Here is a 19,332-nt window from a genome sequence, read left to right as displayed (position 1 = left end):
CTGAAAATACGTGAAAATAAACGCCAACTAGGCCGGCGATGAAATCGCTTTCAATGTTTGGTGTCTCAGCGCGGCAATAAAAGGAAGCTGCCCCAATTGGGGCAGCTTCCCGAGCTGAATTAACCATGGGCCTTGAACTGGTTACTCATGGGGTCGTAGTGATAACCAATCTGCTGCAGACGGGTGGCCAGCTGATCCTCTGTCATGTCGTAGTAAGCCAGCAACTCTTCCAGACCATCGCACTCCAGCCGCAGCTTCTCGTTGATGATCCCGAGCAGAATATTGGCGTCCAGCCGTTGCAAGGTGCTCACATCCATCTTGGTCCCTCCTCTTGCCATACATACTGTATAACCATGAGCGCCGGCCCGCGCTTTGTCTACAGGTTAAAAAACACCCGCCCCGTCATCGATATAAATAGCATTTAAATTCAATAAGTTAATAAAAATCCCTGTTAGTCGGCTCACATTTTTAATCACAAACGCCTTGTCACTGGCATGAGATAGAACTACTGTATGCACATACAGCATGGTTATTCATACAGGACACACATATGAGCCAGCCCCTGAGTCACCGCCCACTCTCCTCCTCTGCCGGTGTGATCACCACCTGGCCCACCCGCCATCAGAGCAAGGCGGAGCATGAGCATCGACTGGCCATGGATCTCCATGAAGCCCCGTTGCTGGATGCGCTGGGAAGATTGAGCCAAAGCGACAGCGGCTGGATTTTGCTCATAGCTCCGCCAGGGCTGCCCGTGGCCAAGCAACTGCAAGCACAGGGGATCAATCCCGCTCGGGTACTGGTGGTTCACGGCCCCAAGATCAAGAACTGGCAACGTCTGCTGGAGCAGAGCCTGGCCAACGGTCATTGTGCAGCCGTCTTGACTTGGTTGCCCGAACGGGTTGCCCTGGATCGCAGCCACCTCAGCACCCTGGGGCAGCGTGCCGGTGTCCTGACTCGCTTCTTCGAGCCCACCCCTGCCCAGGGGGGGCCTCTCTGTTACGGTGGGCAGGACGTCTACCTGAACCATTGAGTCATATCGTGCCGACCCGGGCTGGCAGAGCTCCCCGCCCCGCGCGTCAGTCTGGCAGGGCGGCAACCAAGACGAGAAAGGCGACCCTGAGGTCGCCTTCTGTCATATGGGCTGTGATGAGCTGCCATCTGCCCGGCGCCCCGCGAGGGCTTGCACCGGATCAGGCGAGCTTGGTATCCAGCTCGGCGATTTTGGCAGACCAGTAGGCCGGGCCGGTTTCATGGATGTTGTTGCCCTGGGAGTCGACCGCCACTGTTACCGGCATGTCTTCCACCTCGAACTCATAGATGGCTTCCATCCCCAGATCGGCGAAGGCTACCACGCGCGCCTTCCTGATGGCCTTGGCCACCAGATAGGCGGCGCCGCCCACAGCCATCAGATAGACGGCCTGGTGCTGCTTGATGCTCTCGACGGTTTTCGGACCGCGCTCGGACTTGCCTATCATGCCGATGAGGCCGGTTTCCCCCAGCATCATGTCGGTGAACTTGTCCATCCGGGTGGAGGTAGTTGGGCCGGCCGGGCCGACCACTTCGTCACGTACCGCATCGACCGGGCCGACGTAGTAGATGAAACGGTTGGTGAAGTCGACCCCTTCCGGCAAGCCTTCGCCATTTTTCAGCATGTCGGCAATGCGCTTGTGGGCGGCGTCACGGCCGGTGAGGATCTTGCCGGAGAGCAGCACTGTATCGCCGCTCTTCCAGCTGGCGAGCTCGGCCTTGGTGATGCCGTCGACGTTGACCCGGCGCACGTTGCCGCCCGCTTCACGGGTGATTTCCGGCCAGTCACTCAGCCTCGGCGGAGTCAACTCGGCGGGGCCAGAGCCATCGAGCTCGAAGTGAACATGGCGGGTGGCGGCGCAGTTGGGGATCATCACCACCGGCTTGGAGGCGGCATGGGTCGGGGCGGACTTGACCTTCACGTCCAGCACTGTGGTGAGGCCCCCCAGCCCCTGGGCACCAATCCCCAGCCGGTTGACCTTGTCATAGAGCTCGACCCGCAGCTTCTCTTCTGTGGTCTCGGGACCCCGGGCGATCAGCTCCTGAATGTCGATGTGCTCCATCAGGGCTTCCTTGGCGAGCACGGCCGCCTTCTCGGCGGTACCGCCGATGCCGATCCCCAGCATGCCAGGCGGGCACCAGCCGGCGCCCATGGTAGGCACGGTTTTGAGCACCCATTCGACCACGTCGTCGGAGGGGTTGAGCATCACCATCTTGGACTTGTTCTCGGAGCCGCCGCCCTTGGCCGCTATGCTCACTTCCACCTTGTCCCCCGGAATCATGTCGATGTGCACCACGGCAGGGGCATTGTCCTTGGTGTTCTTGCGACTGCCGGCCGGATCCGCCAGCACGCTGGCGCGCAGCGGGTTGTCTGGATTGGTGTAGGCGCGGCGGGTGCCCTCGTCCACCATCTCCTGCACCGTCATGTCGCTGTCCCACTGCACCTGCATGCCGATCTTGACGAAACAGGTGACGATGCCGGTGTCCTGGCACAGGGGGCGATGCCCTTCGGCAGACATGCGGGAGTTGATCAGGATCTGGGCCAGGGCATCCTTGGCCGCCGGGTTGATCTCGCGGTCATAGGCAGCCTTGGCGGCGTGGACAAAATCGAGGGGGTGGTAGAAAGAGATGTACTGCAGGGCGTCAGCAATGGAATCGATAAAGTCCTGTTTTCTAATGATGCTCATATCATCCTCACTGGTCCTTGTCGTCGCTTGCGCGAGCAAGGGCTTCCATATGAGCCGGGCCTTCGGCAGGCGTCTAATGCGCACAGAGCCGGCGACTACGGCGTGTTTTTATAACGGTGTTTTTCTTAAAAATGCCGGCGGCCATGATACGCTTGAGCACCCGAACCGGCTAGGGAGCCGGGCGCAAACTGTTGCCTATGTAACAAAAAATGAAACCAAGACTGCATATCCACCATTTCGACCCGCAAACATCGCTTCACGCCCTGTTTGCCCGCTTGCAACACCAGGCCTGGGCCATCTTGCTGGAATCGGCAGGCCCAACGGGCGCCGACAACCGCGTTGACATCATCAGCGCCGATCCGCTCGCCACCCTGGAGACCCGAGGTGCCAGCACCTGCCTCACCCGGGCTGGTCACCAGAGCCATCATGACGACGATCCCCTCGCCCTGCTCGCCGAGACCCAACGAGCCCTGCTCGGGGAGCTGGTACAGGATGAGCATGACCAGCCCTTCATCGGGGGCGCCCTGGGACTCTTTGGCTACGATCTGGGCCGGCGATTCGAGCGTCTGCCCGTCCAGGCCAGTGCGGACATCCAGGTCCCCGACATGGCGGTGGGGATCTACGACTGGGCACTGCTGCGGGAGGTCGCGACCGGTCGCTGGCAGCTGGTACACTGGGGAGATGAAACCGGGCTCGCCAGACGCCTGCAGTGGCTGGCGGCGCAAGCCCCTCAGCCCTGCGCCCCCTTCGCCTTGCAGGGCGAGTGGCAGAGCAACATGAGCCGGGCCGAGTACGGCGAAAAGTTCGCCCGCATCCAGACCTATCTGGCGGCAGGGGATTGCTATCAAATCAACCTGACCCAGCGCTTCAGCGCCCCCTATGAAGGAGACGAGTGGTCCGCCTATCTCGCCCTCAGTGCCGCCAACAAAGCTCCCTTCTCCGCCTTTGTCCGGCTGCCCCGTAGCGCCATTTTGAGCCTCTCCCCCGAGCGCTTCCTGCTGCTCGATGGCCGCCACATCGAGACCAAGCCCATCAAGGGCACCCGGCCCCGTCATCCGGATCCCGCTATCGACAAACAAGTGGCCGAGTCGCTCGCCAGTGCCGACAAGGACAGATCGGAGAACCTGATGATCGTGGATCTGCTGCGCAACGACATAGGCCGGGTCAGCCGCCCGGGCTCCGTCAGCGTGCCGAGCCTGTTTGCGGTGGAGTCCTTCCCCGCCGTGCATCACCTGGTCTCCACCATTCACGGGGAACTGGATACGCGCTGGCAGGGGGTGGATCTGCTGCGGGCCTGTTTCCCTGGCGGCTCCATCACGGGGGCCCCCAAGATCCGGGCGATGGAGATCATCGAGGAGCTGGAGCCGGTGCGTCGAAACGCCTATTGCGGCAGCATCGGCTATCTGAGCCAGCACGGCCGGATGGACACCAGCATCTGCATTCGCACCCTGATAGCCGAAGCTGGTCGGCTCCATTGCTGGGCGGGAGGGGGCATCATCGCCGACTCAGACCCGGACGCCGAATATCAGGAGACCTACGACAAGGTGGCCCGCATCCTGCCGCTGCTGGATGCCTTGCGCCAATGAGCCTGTGACTGCCCTCGCCCGCCCCAAGGAGACCAGGACCGAGATGGATATCGAGATGAACCGCGCCGAGCTGCTGACCCGCTTCCTGTTGCAGCGCCCCGCCCCCGCCCACCGTCTGATGCTGGCGGGGATCAAGCCGGCGGCTGTGCTGATCCCCCTGGTGGAGCGCCCCCAGGGGCTGCACCTGTTGCTGACCCGCCGCAGCACCACCCTGCGCCACCACCCAGGGCAGATAAGCTTCCCCGGCGGGCGCCAGGATCCGGAAGATAAGAGCCTGATCCACACCGCCCTGCGAGAGACCTATGAAGAGCTCGGGATCCCCGCCTCCCAGATCCGGGTCATCGGCAGCCTCACCCCGCTCAACACCATTTCCCTGTATGACGTCCTGCCTGTGCTGGCCATGATAGACCCCAACTATCGGCTTGCTCTCAGCCCCGATGAGGTGGCGCAGGCCTTCGAGGTGCCCCTCAGCCATGTGCTGGATCCGGCCCACCACATCGCCCTGACCCTCCCAAGGGCGGGCAAGCGCCACACCATCTACTGGATCCCCTGGCAACACTCCTTCATCTGGGGGGCTACCGCCAGCATGATCCGCCAGCTGGCCCAGCACCTGTCAGGACAACATATTGATAACCTTTCAGGGTGAGAAATTATCCAGTTAACATTCAACTAACACTGCATATGATAAATAAATTTTGATTTTTTATTCTTTTGATCACATTTCCATAAGAAAGTGCGGGTTTCGGCCTCATAAAGGTGAATCTGATCAACATTTTTGATTAAAAAAAAAGTATTCTTGCGCCGACTAATTAAAACCACACATTCGGGGTGAGACACATGTCCAATACTGTCACTGGCGCACAGGACGTTGCAGCCGCACAGGAGCAAGGAATCAGCTCGGTCCAATCACGCGGTTGGAGCAAACAAGACACCACCTGGGTTATCAGCCTGTTCGGCACCGCCGTCGGCGCCGGCATCCTGTTCCTGCCCATCAACGCCGGCATGGGTGGCTTCTGGCCACTGGTAGTGATGGCGCTGCTGGTCGGCCCCATGACCTACCTGGCACACCGCGGCCTGGCGCGCTTCGTGCTTTCCTCCAAGAAGCCAAATGCGGATATCACCGAAGTGGTGGAAGAGCATTTCGGCGTGGGCGCTGGCAAATTAATCACCCTGCTCTACTTCTTTGCCATCTACCCCATAGTGCTGATCTACGGCGTGGGCATCACCAATACCGTCGAGAGCTTCCTGGTCAACCAGCTACAGATGACGGCGCCGCCGCGCTGGATCCTCTCCATCGTGCTGATCATGGCCATGATGTCGGTCATGCTGGCCGGTGAGAAGCTGATGCTGAAGGTCACCGAGTTCCTGGTGTACCCCCTCATCGCCATCCTGGCGGGCATCTCCCTGTACCTCATCCCGGACTGGACCGGCGCCGCCCTGGCCCAGGTACCTTCTGCCAAAGATTTCGCCACCACCCTGTGGCTGACCATCCCGGTGCTGGTGTTCTCCTTCAACCACAGCCCGGCCATCTCCAGCTTCGCCCTGGCTCAGCGCCGTGATCACGGTGACAACGCCGTCGCCAAGTCCGATGCCATCTTGAAGCGCACCGCGCTCATCCTGCTCGGCTTCGTGATGTTCTTCGTCTTCTCCTGCGTGATGAGCCTGACACCGGCCCAACTGGCAGAAGCCAAGTCCCAGAACATTGCCGTGCTCTCCTACCTGGCCAACCAGCATGCGAGCCCCATCATCTCCTACTTCGGTCCGCTGGTTGCCTTCGTGGCCATCGTCTCCTCCTTCTTCGGCCACTATCTGGGTGCCCGTGAAGGCCTGAAGGGCATGGTAATGCAGCAGATGCGCTCCTCCGGCAAGGAACCGAACCACAAGAAGATCGAACTGTTCATCATCGCCTTCTTCATCCTGACCCTGTGGGGCGTGGCCGTGATCAACCCCTCCATCCTCGGCATGATCGAATCCCTGGGTGGTCCCATCATCGCCACCATCCTGTTCCTGATGCCGATGTACGCCATCAAGCGCGTCCCGGCCATGGCGAAATACCAGGGCCAGATCAGCAACGTGTTCGTGGCAACCATGGGCCTCATCGCCATCTCTGCCATCCTCTATCAACTGGTCGGCTAACCCCGTCCCCGATAGCCAGGGTCAACCGGATCGCCGGTTGACCCTGCCAGAGACCCACAGCCCGGCAGGCTCAGCTTGCCGGGCTGTTTTCATTGCGGGGCACCGGGTTCGGCAAGGGCCTGGATAAGGCCATCTTCCCTATCAGCCACCTTTCCCAACCGGCCACCTGCTGCGTTGCCGCCCGTGCAATCTGCCCCTTTCCTCACATCCCGCCCGTGGGCAAAAGGGATGGCAGCCTGGCTGCCCCATGCTGCCGAGTGAGCCCCCACCCATGTTCCCTTCTGACCTTCCCCAGCCCTTTGCCGGGTTCCCGTGCAAGAGGATGGGCGCTATACCGCGCCTACATCGGGCACCTCGGGCCTCCCCGCAGGGGTCTGGGTTTGCATCCAATACACGGGGTACCGTCGCTCGCCAGCCCCGCTCTCAGATGCAACGGCGCCGAGCAGAATCTCTGATGCTCCAGATCGGCGCCCATATGCCCGCTGACGAGCCTTGAGGCCTTGCCGCGATAGCGGCACGGCGGCTGGCTGCCCATCAGCGCCTGAGCCTAGGGACCCCGCCGCCCCTGCTGCCCTTCCTTTCCAGAGGGATAGCGCGACCGCCCTAGCAGGCAGGCGCCGATACTCCCATGAACGAGAGACACCACTGCGGCAACGGGCAGATGGGAAGCAGGAAGGAGCCAGTGTTGCTGGCATGAAATCGCAGGCAATAAAAAGCGCCCTCCGAAGAGGGCGCCAGTATTTAGGGGAAAGCTAAGAGGATCAGGCTTCGCGGCTGGGCAGCGGGGCCGCTTCCAGCAGGCTCTCATCCTCGGCCATGCAGGCGGCCGCGGTGAACAGCACGTCGGTGGAGCTGTTGAGGGCCGTTTCGGCGGAGTCCTGCAGCACCCCAATGATGAAGCCCACGGCAACGACCTGCATGGCAATGTCATTGCTGATGCCAAACAGGCTGCACGCCAGCGGGATCAGCAGCAGGGAGCCGCCAGCCACGCCGGAGGCGCCACAGGCACTGACGGTGGCGACCACGGAGAGCAAAATGGCGGTGGCCATATCCACTTCCATCCCCAAAGTGTGCACCGCCGCCATGGAGAGCACAGTGATGGTGATGGCGGCGCCGGCCATGTTGATGGTGGCGCCCAGCGGAATGGAGACCGCATAGGTGTCTTCCGGCAGACGCAGTTTCTCGGCCAGTGCCATGTTGACCGGGATGTTGGCGGCGGAGCTGCGGGTGAAGAAGGCGGTCACGCCACTCTCTTTCAGGCAGGTCAGCACCAGCGGATAGGGATTGCGCTTGATCTTCCAGAACACGATGAGCGGGTTGACCACGAAGGCGATGAACAGCATGCAGCCGATCAGCACCACCAGCAGTTGGGCATAGCCAAACAGCGCATCGAAACCTGTCTCGGCCAGGGTGGAGGCAACCAGACCCAGGATACCGAGCGGGGCGCAGCGGATCACGGCCTTGACGATGGCAGAGACCCCGTGGGACACATCGGAAATCAGCGCCTTGGTGCTCTCATTGGCGTGACGCATAGCGATGCCGAGGCCGATGGCCCAGGCCAGGATACCGATGTAGTTGGCATCCAGCAGCGCCTTCACCGGGTTGGTCACCACGTTGAACAGCAGGGTCTGCAGTACCTCGGTGATGCCGCCCGGCGGGGTGATCTCGGCAGTGCTGGCAACCAGGTGCAGGTTGGAGGGGAACAGGAAGCTCGCCATCACGGCCACCACGGCGGCCAGGAAGGTTCCCAGCACATAGAGCAGCAAGATTGGCTTCATGTTGGTCTTCTGACCCTGCTTGTGACCGATGATCGCCGACATCACCAGCACGAAGACCAGCAACGGAGCGACCGCCTTCAGGGCACCGACGAACAGGCTGCCAAGCAGACCCGCCGCCTTGGCCCATTCAGGCATGAACATGGCAAGGAGGATACCGAATACCAGACCGACCAGGATCTGGCTAACCAGACTGGTGCTGTTGACCAGTTTTATGAGGGGGTGTTGTTGTGTCATCAAATAGTCCCTGTGCACTCATGGTGCGTGAATCATTAGTCCTGTTGGCAACCTGCCGCGCGCATTGACACCGGCCTGTGGACGGTGGTGCCGTTGGCAAACCTTCTTCTGGGTTTGTCCAGTACGCGTGGGGCTGCGGACAAGGAATATCCCATCTGCCACCGTTTTTTTCCACATAATCACTGAAAAATATCAGGGTTACCTCACAAAAAATCTACAACAATGTGATAACACAATATCAACCACGGTCAAATTGTCACCAAACCAGTCCTATCATCGGCCGATGTGGGGCGAGAGTGGTATCATGCCGCTCACTTTGCACTGGAGCCTGTTGCCATGATCACCTCTTTATTGACCCGACACTTCGGCTTCGATCAGCTGCGACCCGGCCAGGAAGCGGTGATCAGCCGCCTGCTGGCCGGCAAGAGTGCGGCGGCCATCTTCCCGACCGGCGCAGGCAAGTCCCTCTGCTACCAGTTGCCCGCGCTGGCACTGCCCCATCTGACCCTGGTCATCTCCCCCCTGCTGGCGCTGATGCACGATCAGCTCGCCTTCTTGCAACGCAAGGGGATCGCCGCCGCCACCCTGGACTCCAGTCAGACCCCCGAGGAGAGTCGGCGGGTGATGCAGCAGGCCAGTGACGGCCAGCTCAAGATCCTGATGATCTCGGTGGAGCGCCTCAAGAACGAGCGCTTTCGCCGCTTCATCGCCCAGGTGCCGCTCTCCCTGCTGGTGGTGGACGAGGCGCACTGCATCTCGGAATGGGGCCACAACTTTCGGCCCGACTACCTGAAGCTGCCGGACCATCGCCGCGATCTCGCCATTCCCCAGGTACTGCTGCTCACCGCCACCGCCACCCCGGCGGTCATGGCAGACATGCAGGCCAAATTCGCCATCGAGGCCGAGGATCTGGTAGTGACGGGTTTCTATCGCCCCAATCTGGATCTCGCCGTCATCCCGCTGGCTGGCAGTGCCCGTGATGGTTGGCTGCGTGACGAATTGCGCCGCGATCCCGCAGCCCCCACCATCGTCTACGTCACCCTGCAACAGAGTGCGCAGCAGTGCGCCGATCAGTTGCAGGCCATCGGCATCCGCGCCTGTGCCTATCATGCGGGGCTGGATCCCGCCCTGCGCAGCCAGATCCAGCACGACTTCATGGCTGGCCGACTCGACTGCATCGTCGCCACCATCGCCTTTGGCATGGGCATCGACAAGGCCGATATCCGCCGGGTCATTCACTACGATCTGCCCAAATCCATCGAGAACTACAGCCAGGAGATAGGCCGCGCCGGACGTGACGGACTCCCCTCCCGCTGTATGGTGCTGGCGAGCCGCGCCCAGTTGCCTGTGCTGGAAAACTTCGTCTATGGGGACACCCCGGACAGGGAGGCCATCCTTAGCTTGCTCCAGATCCTGCAACAGAGCGGTGCCGAGTGGGAATTCAGCCTGCTGCGCCTCTCCAACGAGACCAACATTCGCCAACTGCCCCTCAAGACCCTGCTGGTCTATCTGGAGATGGCGGGGATCATTGCCCCGGCCTACAGCTACTTTGCCGAGTACCGTTTCAAGTTCGTGCTGGAAAAAAGGGAGATCCTGGCCCGCTTCAATTCCGATCGCCGTCAGTTCCTGGAGCAGCTGTTTGCGTGTGCGCCCCAGGCGCGCAGCTGGTGTACCATGGACTTCGATGCACTGTGGCAGGGTTATCATGGGGAACGCCAGCGCGCCGCGGCGGCACTGGACTATCTGCAGCAGCAGGGCTGGATCGAGCTGGAGAGCAAACAGATGACGGAGGTGTATCGAGTCGTGCGCCAGCATATCGACCCGGCGGCACTGGCCGAAGAGCTGCATGGACTGTTTGAAAAGAAAGAGCAGAGCGAGCTGGCACGCTTGCAGGCCCTGCTGGGGTTCTTTACCTCGACCCGTTGCCTGAGCCATGAGCTGGCCCGCTATTTTGCCGATGAAGAGGCGCCCGAGCGCTGTGGTCACTGCTCCGTCTGCCGGGGGGAGATAGCCGTGCTGCCGCCGCTGCCATCTCCGGGCTTGCCCAACGAGCACGGCTTGCGCGCCTGGTGCGATCCTCTGATTGCCCTGTGTCACCAGCGCCATCCCAGGATCCTGACCCGCTTCCTGTGCGGTATCGCCACCCCACTGACCACCCGGATCAAGGCGAGAAACCTGGCCGGTTTTGGCCAGCTGGCGGCCCATCCCTTCGCCGAGGTGCTGGCGGCGGTGTCGGCGATCTATCCTGCCGACGCTTGATCACCCGCTTGCCGGACGCTGAAAAAATAAGACCCTCGCGGATGCGAGGGTCAAGCCAACGGAAACGTGCTTAAACAGAGCTTAGTATCTGCACAATCACCCACTCTCTTGCTAAAGCGATGACTGCTCGACACAGGGCCAATCTAGAGCAGCCAGAATGTAGCGTCAATGTAAAAATTAGAGCTTAAACACCAAAAAACAAGCATTACGTTAACGTAAGCGTAATGAAAATTCAGCCCTTCTCCCCTGCCACCCTTGCCCTGCCTGCACTTCGATTCCACAAACCGGGAAACCATCATTTCCTGCGCCTGCCACACAAACATTTATTTTTTATGTCTTTGACATTTGCATCACTGTCGTGGCAAAAATAATTTAACAGTCAGTAACATAGAGATGTCATTGGCTGCCTCTTCCCGCATGAGGATCGGGAAGCTCCCGTACAAACTTAAACCAATGATGCGATGGATTACTGGGGGCTGTTGACTAGGCTTAAGAGGTAAACAGAACAAAAGTAGTGATCCACTCTTTTTCAGGGTAAGCGACTATAACGAGGGCTAAGTTATGGGCATCTTCGAGCACTATCAACAGCGGTATGAAAAGGCCAGAGAGGAGGAGTACAGCATCCAGGAGTTTCTGGATATGTGCAAACAGGACAAATCCTGCTACGCCTCCGCAGCCGAACGACTGCTGGTTGCCATCGGCGAACCGGAAATGATCGACACCTCCGTCAATCCGCGCCTCAGCCGCCTCTTTTCCAACCGCGTCGTCGCACGCTATCCTGCTTTCAAAGACTTCTATGGCATGGAAGAGGCCATCGAGCAGATCGTCTCCTACCTCAAGCACTCCGCCCAGGGACTGGAAGAGAAGAAGCAGATCCTCTATCTGCTCGGCCCCGTTGGCGGCGGCAAATCTTCGCTGGCCGAGAAACTCAAGTCCCTGATGCAAAAAGTGCCCATCTATCGCATCAAAGGATCGCCGGTCAACGACCACCCCTTCTGCCTGTTCGACATCGAGGAGGACGGCGAGATCCTGGAAAAAGAGTACGGTATCCCACGCCGCTACCTGAGGCCCATCATGTCCCCTTGGGCGGCCAAGCGGCTGCATGAGTTTGGCGGCGACATCACCAAATTCAAAGTAGAGAAGGTCAACCCCTCCATCCTGGATCAAATTGCCATCGCGAAAACCGAGCCTGGCGATGACAACAACCAGGACATCTCCTCCCTGGTGGGCAAGGTCGACATCCGCATGCTGGAGCACTATGCCCAGGATGATGCCGATGCTTACTCCTACTCAGGGGCGCTGTGCAAGGCGAACCAGGGGATGATGGAGTTCGTGGAGATGTTCAAGGCCCCCATCAAGGTACTGCACCCCTTGCTGACCGCGACCCAGGAAGGAAACTACAACGGCACCGAGGGGCTCTCCGCACTCCCCTTCGACGGCATCCTGCTTGCCCACTCCAACGAATCCGAGTGGCAGCAGTTCCGCAACAACAAGAACAACGAAGCCTTCCTCGACCGGGTGTACATCGTCAAGGTGCCCTACTGCCTGCGAGTCTCGGAAGAGGTGAAGATCTACGAGAAACTGCTGTTCAACAGCGAGCTGACCGAGGCCAAGTGCGCCCCGGGCACCCTGGAGCTGCTGGGTCAATTCTCGGTACTGTCGCGGCTCAAGGAGCCGGAAAACTCCAGTCTCTACTCCAAGATGCGGGTCTATGACGGCGAGAGCCTCAAGGATACGGATCCCAAGGCGAAGAGCTATCAGGAGTACCGCGACTACGCCGGTGTCGACGAGGGCATGAACGGCCTCTCCACCCGTTTTGCGTTCAAGATCCTCTCCCGCGTCTTCAACTTCGACCATGCGGAAGTGGCGGCCAACCCTGTCCACCTCTTCTATGTGCTGGAGCAGCAGATAGAGCGCGAGCAGTTCCCGCAAGAGCTGCACGATCGCTACCTTGAGTTCATCAAGGGCTATCTGACCCCGCGCTACGTGGAGTTCATCGGCAAGGAGATCCAGACCGCCTATCTCGAGTCGTATTCAGAGTACGGGCAGAACATCTTCGATCGCTACGTCACCTACGCCGACTTCTGGATCCAGGATCAGGAGTACCGTGACCCCGAGACCGGCCAGCTGTTTGACCGGGCATCCCTCAACAGCGAGCTGGAGAAAATTGAGAAACCGGCCGGGATCAGCAACCCGAAAGATTTTCGCAACGAGATCGTCAACTTCGTGCTGCGTGCACGGGCCAACAATGCAGGCCGTAACCCCAACTGGACCAGTTACGAGAAGCTGCGCACCGTGATCGAGAAGAAGATGTTCTCCAACACGGAAGAGCTGCTGCCGGTTATCTCCTTCAACAGCAAAACCTCGGCCGAGGAGCAGAAGAAGCACGATAACTTTGTCGAACGGATGATGGAGAAAGGCTACACCCGCAAACAGGTGCGTCTGCTCTCCGAATGGTATCTCAGGGTACGCAAGTCATCCTGACCCTGCCGTGTTCAAGGGGGAGTTATGGCGCATTTTATCGACCGCAGGCTCAACGGCAAAAACAAAAGCGCTGTCAATCGGCAGCGCTTCATCCGCCGCTACAAGAAGCAGATCAAACAAGCGGTCTCGGATGCTGTCTCCAAGCGCAGCATTCAGGACGTGGACAAGGGCGAGAGCATCAGCATCCCGACCAAGGACATCGGTGAACCCCATTTTCATCAAGGCCAAGGCGGCAAACGGGAGATGGTGCACCCGGGCAACGATCAGTTCGTCTCCGGTGACAAGATTGACCGCCCCAAGGGAGGGGGCAGTGGTCAGGATGGCGGCGAAGGCCAGGCCTCGGATCAGGGAGAAGGTGCGGATGATTTCGTATTCCAGATCTCGAAAGACGAGTACCTGGACCTGCTGTTTGAGGATCTGGAGCTGCCACGGCTGCAGAAGACCCAGCTCAACCAGCTGATGGAGATGAAGACCTACCGCGCGGGCTACACCTCCAACGGGGTGCCCGCCAACATCAACGTGGTGCGCTCGCTGCAAAATTCGCTGGCGCGTCGCATGGCGCTGCAGGCGGGCAAGAAGCGCCAGCTGCGTGAGCTGGAGGAGCGGCTGGCCCTGTTGGCCGTCGATCCCAACGAACATTTTGCCGAGATGGCACAGCTCGAAAAAGAGATCAGGGAGCTGAAACGGCGGATCGAGGCAGTACCCTTCATCGACACCTTCGATCTCAAGTTCAACAACTTCGTCAAGCGGCCCGTGCCCTCCAGCCAGGCGGTGATGTTCTGCCTGATGGATGTCTCCGGCTCCATGGATCAAGCCACCAAGGAGATGGCCAAGCGTTTCTACATCCTGCTCTATCTGTTCCTGAGCCGGACATACAAGAACGTCGAGGTGGTCTACATTCGCCACCACACCCAGGCCAAGGAGGTGGACGAGCACGAGTTCTTCTACTCCCAGGAGACCGGCGGCACCATAGTCTCCAGCGCGCTCAAGATGATGAATGACATCATCAACGAGCGTTACCCTGCCAACCAGTGGAACATCTATGCGGCGCAGGCGTCCGATGGCGACAACTGGGCGGATGACTCGCCTCAATGCCGGGAGATACTGATGCGCGACATCATGCCGCGGGTGCGTTACTACTCCTACATCGAGATCACCACCCGCGCTCACCAGACTCTGTGGCACGAGTATGAGTCGGTGGCCGACCAATACCCCCACTTCGCGATGGAACATATTCGCAAGGTTGAGGACATCTATCCGGTGTTCCGGGAGTTGTTCAAGAAGCAAGCGGCTTGAGGGATCACATATGGTAGAAACCGCGAGAAAAATAGCGCCGCTGGACGATGGGCCTGACTGGAACTTCGATCTGCTGGAGATCTATCACCAGGAGATTGCCCGGGTTGCCAAGTTTTATCGGCTGGATACCTATCCCAACCAGATCGAGGTGATCACCGCCGAGCAGATGATGGATGCCTACTCCAGCGTCGGTATGCCCATCGGCTACCAGCACTGGTCATTCGGCAAACGCTTCATCCATACCGAGCGCAACTACAAGCGCGGCCAGATGGGGTTGGCTTATGAAATTGTCATCAACTCAGATCCCTGCATCGCCTACCTGATGGAAGAGAACACCATGCCGATGCAGGCCCTGGTGATGGCTCACGCCTGTTATGGCCACAACTCTTTTTTCAAGAACAACTACCTGTTCAAGGCCTGGACCGATGCCTCTTCCATCATCGACTACCTGCTGTTTGCCAAGAACTACATCACCGAATGCGAGGAAAAACACGGTATCGATGCCGTCGAGCGCCTGCTTGACTCCTGCCATGCCCTGATGAACTTCGGGGTGGATCGCTACAAGCGGCCCCAGAAGATCTCCCTGGCAGAGGAGAAACGTCGCCAGAAGGCACGGGAAGATTACCTGCAAACCCAGGTCAACGAACTGTGGCGCACCCTGCCCAAGCAGCACAAGGCAACCGGTATCGAGGACAGACGCTATCCAGCCGAACCTCAGGAAAACATCCTCTACTTCATCGAGAAGAACGCCCCTCTGCTGGAGCCCTGGCAGCGAGAAGTGGTACGCATCGTGCGCAAGATCAGTCAGTACTTCTACCCGCAGAAACAGACCCAGGTGATGAACGAGGGGTGGGCCACCTTCTGGCACTACACCATCCTCAATCACCTGTATGACGAAGGGAAGATCAGCGATCGCTTCATGATAGAGGTGCTGCACAGCCACACCAACGTGGTGTACCAACCCCCCTACAACAGCCGCTACTACTCGGGGATCAACCCCTATGCCCTCGGCTTTGCCATGTTCACCGACCTGCGCCGCATCTGCGAGAACCCGACCGAGGAGGACAGATACTGGTTCCCCGATTACGCCGGCACCAACTGGGTCGATACCTTGCACTTCGCCATGCAGAACTTCAAGGACGAGAGCTTCATCAGCCAGTTCCTCAGTCCCAAGGTGATGCGTGACATGAAGCTGTTTGCCATCGATGACGACGATCTGAAGAACTACCTCAAGGTCTCCGCCATCCATAACGAGGAGGGTTACCGTCTGGTGCGCAACACCCTGTCAGCCCAATACAACCTGAGCAATCTGGAGCCCAACATTCAGGTCTACAACGTGGCGGTGAAGGGAGATCGCTCCCTCACCCTGCGTTATGTCCCCCACAACCGTATCCCCCTTGGCGAGTCGCGGCACGAGGTGCTCAAGCATCTGCACCAGCTGTGGGGATTCGATGTGGTGCTGGAGCAGGATAACGGCGAGCTCACCGCAGACATCATAGGGCGCTGCCCGGATCGCAAGAGTCTGACCTGATAGGCAGACAAGAAGCATAAAAAAACGCGCCATTCGGCGCGTTTTTTCTGGTGACCTTCATCAGTTATCGCACAGATTGCTCGGCATGTCCTGGCGCAGACGGGTCCACAACTTGCCCGATTCGATACCGTACTGACGCACCGTCATGAACACGGCCTCGTGATTCTTGGTCTCGGCCAAGCCCAGCAGCGTCTTGTAGTAGGCATCCGCCGTCTCGCGCGCCTGCTTGTCGGAGAAGTAATAGCGTCCGACCCTGCTGTACAACCCCTTGAACCCGTTGAGGATCAAGGCATAGATAGGATTACCGGAAGCAAACGAGAGCTGGTGATGCAGGCGGTAATCGAACTCGGCATAGGCTTCAGCCGAATTGTCGACCTCATCGGCCCCGCGCAGGATCTCGGCGGCTTGCTCCGGGTTGTTGCGAATGGCGCCACGGATGAAGATGGTGCAGATGTTGGTGCGCGCCGACAGCAGTTGGGCCACCAGATCCGGCACCTTGTCCTGATCGAGCCGTGCCAAGGTCTCCAGGATGTTGAGGCCCGAGGTTTCCCAGAAGTTGTTGACCTTGGTCGGTTTGCCATGCTGGATGGTGAGCCAGCCATCGCGGGCAAGGCGCTGCAGCACTTCGCGCAAGGTAGTGCGAGTCACGCCAATCAGCTCGGACAGTTCGCGCTCCGCCGGCAGAATGGATCCTGGAGGAAAGCGATTGTTCCAGATGGACTCGATGATGTATTCCTCGGCAAACCCGGCAGGGCTTTGCGCTTTTATGACCATGTAGTGACTCTGTTGTAGTACGTAAAAAGGCTCACGAATAATAGCAAAGCCGGTCATGCTGGCAAGCAGAAGGTCAGTCCTCTGCTCACATTAACCGGATCTTTTTGTTAAAAATATGTATGCGATAACATGACTGGAGCCAACCAAGACCAAATGATGGTGATATCGGCGCCTCGCCACTGGGCAAGCATCGTGGCGTTATTTATAGTTAGCGCTCCCTTGATTAAAATCATGTGCAATCAATTTGATAAAGGTGAATATCCGGATGTTCGGGTCGAGTCGGGCTCGACTGCATAGACGCAGATACCAACAACAAAACAGAGAACCATCATTATGCCAATCAGCCTAGGGCGCGCTTTTGCAAAGAATTTTTTGGGCAATGCTCCACGGTGGTACAAGATTGCCATCGTCATATTCCTGCTGATCAATCCGATCGTATTCCATGTGGATCCCTTCCTGGCTGGCTGGTTGCTGGTCGTCGAGTTCATCTTCACCCTGGCCATGGCGCTCAAGTGTTACCCGCTGCAACCCGGTGGCCTGCTGGCCATAGAGGCCGTGCTCATCGGCATGACCTCGGCGAACCAGATCAAGCATGAGCTGGTTGCCAACATCGAAGTGCTGTTGTTGCTGGTGTTCATGGTGGCTGGCATCTATTTCATGAAACAGCTGCTGCTCTACGTTTTCACCAAGATGCTGGTCCGCATCCATTCCAAGACGTTGCTCTCCCTCGCCTTCTGCCTGGTGTCGGCTTTCTTGTCCGCCTTCCTCGACGCCCTGACCGTGATCGCCGTGGTCATCAGCGTCGCCACCGGTTTCTACGCCATCTATCACAAGGTGGCCTCGAGCGATGAGTCCGGAAATCTGCATCAGGATGACGAGGGGATCGATGAGCTGTCTCGCCAGCACCTGAACGAGTTTCGCGCCTTTTTGCGCAGCCTGATGATGCACGCGGCCATCGGCACGGCCCTGGGGGGCGTCTGCACCCTGGTCGGCGAGCCCCAGAACCTCATCATCGGTGAGCAGGCGGGCTGGCATTTCGGTGAATTTGCCATTCGCATGGCCCCGGTCACCATCCCCGTCTTCTTCTGCGGTCTGCTCACTTGCATCCTGGTGGAGAAATTCCGCTGGTTCGGTTATGGCACCAAGTTGCCAGAGCCCGTGCGCCATATCATGGAAGCCTATGAGCGCGATGAAGATGCCGAGCGCAGCCCGCAAGAGAAGGCCAAGCTGCTGGTCCAGGCGGCTATCGCCATCTGGCTGATCACTGGTCTGGCTCTGCATCTGGCGGCGGTGGGTCTGATCGGCCTTACCGTCATAGTCCTCGCGACGTCCTTCACCGGCGTCACCGAAGAGCACGCTCTCGGCAAGGCTTTCCATGAGGCGCTGCCATTCACCGCCCTGCTCACCGTGTTCTTCAGCGTGGTAGCGGTGATCATCGATCAACAGCTGTTCAAGCCGGTGATCCAGTGGGTGCTGGCTGCCAAACCCGAGGATCAGCTCGCGCTCTTTTATCTGGCCAACGGCTTGCTCTCCATGGTGAGCGACAACGTCTTCGTCGGTACCGTCTACATCAACGAGGTGAAAACCGCCCTGCTCAATGGCGCCATCAGCCGTGAACATTTCGATCTGTTGGCGGTAGCCATCAACACGGGGACCAACCTGCCGTCAGTGGCCACTCCCAATGGTCAGGCCGCCTTCCTGTTCATGCTGACCTCGGCACTGGCCCCACTGCTGCGCCTCTCCTATGGCCGCATGGTGTGGATGGCTCTGCCCTACACCCTGGTGCTGGGTCTGGTGGGTTTCTTTGCGGTGGAGCAACTGCTCGCCCCTGCCACCGAATGGTTCTACCAGGCCGGCTGGCTGACACAGGGCAGCGCTGCCATGCAGACCCTGGCACCTGCGGCACACTGATGAAGCGAGGGGCCCTCTGGCCCCTTTCTTTTCAGGCGGGGCTCTGCTCTAATTCAGCCATTATTTTTCTCTGTGAGATCAATCAGATGATCGAGTTTCTTCGCCGAATTGCCAGTCATCGTCTGGCCTGGGGGCTGCTGGCCGTTTCCGCCCTCGCCTTCGAGCTGTGCGCCCTCTTCTTCCAGCATGTGCTGGGTCTGCACCCTTGTGTGATGTGCATCTATGAGCGGATCGCCATCCTCGGGGTGTTCGCTGCCGGCCTGCTCGGCATGGTGGCGCCAGAGAAGTGGTATCTCCGTTGGAGCGCCATGCTGCTGTGGGGCTACAGTGCCTTCTGGGGCCTGAAACTGGCGCTCAAGCATGTGGATTACCAGGTGAACCCCTCCCCCTTCAATGTGTGCGAAGGCTTTGTCGACTTCCCAAGCTGGGCTCCCCTCGATCAGTGGGTGCCCTGGCTCTTCTTCCCGGACGGCGATTGCAGCGAGATCAGCTGGCAGTTCCTCAGCTTCTCCATGCCGCAGTGGCTGGTACTCATCTTCGCCGCCTACCTGCTGGTGTTCGTCGTGGTCGCCATCGGCAACCTGATCAAGGGCCGCTGCTGCAACTGAAGCTGGTCATTCGATATAGAT

General features: G+C 59.2%; 14 protein-coding genes. 10 read left to right on the top strand and 4 right to left on the bottom strand.

Going from position 1 to position 19,332, the window contains the following annotated elements:
- Positions 1–119 precede the first annotated feature (119 nt).
- Entirely contained in the window at positions 120–317 is a 198-nt protein-coding gene (locus ACB039_RS08480; protein ID WP_005323525.1) for a DUF4250 domain-containing protein, read from the bottom strand.
- A 233-nt stretch (positions 318–550) separates the two neighbouring features.
- Between ACB039_RS08480 and ACB039_RS08475 the strand changes: the two genes are divergently transcribed.
- Positions 551–1,030 (top strand): cell division inhibitor, encoded by a 480-nt coding sequence (locus ACB039_RS08475; protein WP_042649886.1) that lies wholly within the window; start codon positions 551–553, stop codon positions 1,028–1,030.
- Positions 1,031–1,190: 160 nt separating this feature from the next.
- Here the strand turns inward: ACB039_RS08475 and ACB039_RS08470 are convergent, their stop codons facing one another.
- The gene (locus ACB039_RS08470; RefSeq protein ID WP_371165491.1) at positions 1,191–2,714 is read right to left on the bottom strand and encodes a fumarate hydratase; all 1,524 of its coding nucleotides are present in this window, start codon (positions 2,712–2,714) and stop codon (positions 1,191–1,193) included.
- A 209-nt stretch (positions 2,715–2,923) separates the two neighbouring features.
- Between ACB039_RS08470 and pabB the strand changes: the two genes are divergently transcribed.
- The 3 genes from pabB to ACB039_RS08455 all read left to right on the top strand — a co-directional run bounded on the left by pabB (position 2,924) and on the right by ACB039_RS08455 (position 6,436).
- Positions 2,924–4,300 (top strand): aminodeoxychorismate synthase component I, encoded by a 1,377-nt coding sequence (gene pabB / locus ACB039_RS08465; RefSeq protein WP_371165490.1) that lies wholly within the window; start codon positions 2,924–2,926, stop codon positions 4,298–4,300.
- 55 nt (positions 4,301–4,355) lie between these two features.
- On the top strand, positions 4,356–4,946 hold the full coding sequence (locus tag ACB039_RS08460; protein ID WP_371165533.1) for a CoA pyrophosphatase: 591 nt from the start codon (positions 4,356–4,358) through the stop codon (positions 4,944–4,946).
- Between the two features lie 191 nt (positions 4,947–5,137).
- Positions 5,138–6,436 carry an HAAAP family serine/threonine permease gene (locus ACB039_RS08455; RefSeq protein WP_042649889.1) on the top strand — a complete coding sequence of 433 codons (1,299 nt, stop codon included), beginning with the start codon at positions 5,138–5,140 and terminating at the stop codon, positions 6,434–6,436.
- 761 nt (positions 6,437–7,197) lie between these two features.
- Here ACB039_RS08455 and sstT read toward each other — a convergent pair.
- On the bottom strand, positions 7,198–8,448 hold the full coding sequence (sstT, locus tag ACB039_RS08450) for a serine/threonine transporter SstT (protein WP_041205671.1): 1,251 nt from the start codon (positions 8,446–8,448) through the stop codon (positions 7,198–7,200).
- Between the two features lie 336 nt (positions 8,449–8,784).
- Here sstT and ACB039_RS08445 point away from each other — a divergent pair, with 336 nt between their 5' ends.
- From ACB039_RS08445 to ACB039_RS08430, 4 genes are all read left to right on the top strand, one after another.
- A complete protein-coding gene (locus ACB039_RS08445) occupies positions 8,785–10,707 on the top strand; it encodes an ATP-dependent DNA helicase RecQ (RefSeq protein ID WP_371165489.1) in 1,923 nt (640 codons plus the stop codon).
- A gap of 561 nt (positions 10,708–11,268) precedes the next feature.
- Positions 11,269–13,191, top strand: coding sequence for a PrkA family serine protein kinase (locus ACB039_RS08440; RefSeq protein WP_005327853.1), 1,923 nt, complete (start codon positions 11,269–11,271; stop codon positions 13,189–13,191).
- A gap of 24 nt (positions 13,192–13,215) precedes the next feature.
- Positions 13,216–14,487 carry a YeaH/YhbH family protein gene (locus ACB039_RS08435; RefSeq protein ID WP_371165488.1) on the top strand — a complete coding sequence of 424 codons (1,272 nt, stop codon included), beginning with the start codon at positions 13,216–13,218 and terminating at the stop codon, positions 14,485–14,487.
- 10 nt (positions 14,488–14,497) lie between these two features.
- On the top strand, positions 14,498–16,018 hold the full coding sequence (locus ACB039_RS08430) for a SpoVR family protein (RefSeq protein ID WP_139751786.1): 1,521 nt from the start codon (positions 14,498–14,500) through the stop codon (positions 16,016–16,018).
- A gap of 60 nt (positions 16,019–16,078) precedes the next feature.
- On the opposite strand, the gene fadR is transcribed toward ACB039_RS08430, so the two are convergent.
- Positions 16,079–16,792, bottom strand: coding sequence for a fatty acid metabolism transcriptional regulator FadR (fadR, locus tag ACB039_RS08425; RefSeq protein WP_041205666.1), 714 nt, complete (start codon positions 16,790–16,792; stop codon positions 16,079–16,081).
- Positions 16,793–17,125: 333 nt separating this feature from the next.
- Between fadR and nhaB the strand changes: the two genes are divergently transcribed.
- On the top strand, positions 17,126–18,703 hold the full coding sequence (gene nhaB / locus ACB039_RS08420; protein WP_041205664.1) for a Na(+)/H(+) antiporter NhaB: 1,578 nt from the start codon (positions 17,126–17,128) through the stop codon (positions 18,701–18,703).
- An 86-nt stretch (positions 18,704–18,789) separates the two neighbouring features.
- On the top strand, positions 18,790–19,311 hold the full coding sequence (gene dsbB / locus ACB039_RS08415; protein WP_041205661.1) for a disulfide bond formation protein DsbB: 522 nt from the start codon (positions 18,790–18,792) through the stop codon (positions 19,309–19,311).
- Positions 19,312–19,332: the final 21 nt, after the last annotated feature.

The sequence above is a fragment of the Aeromonas sp. S2(2024) genome (assembly GCF_041402505.1).
GTDB lineage: Bacteria > Pseudomonadota > Gammaproteobacteria > Enterobacterales > Aeromonadaceae > Aeromonas > Aeromonas media.
This window is presented reverse-complemented; position numbering and strand designations above follow the sequence as displayed.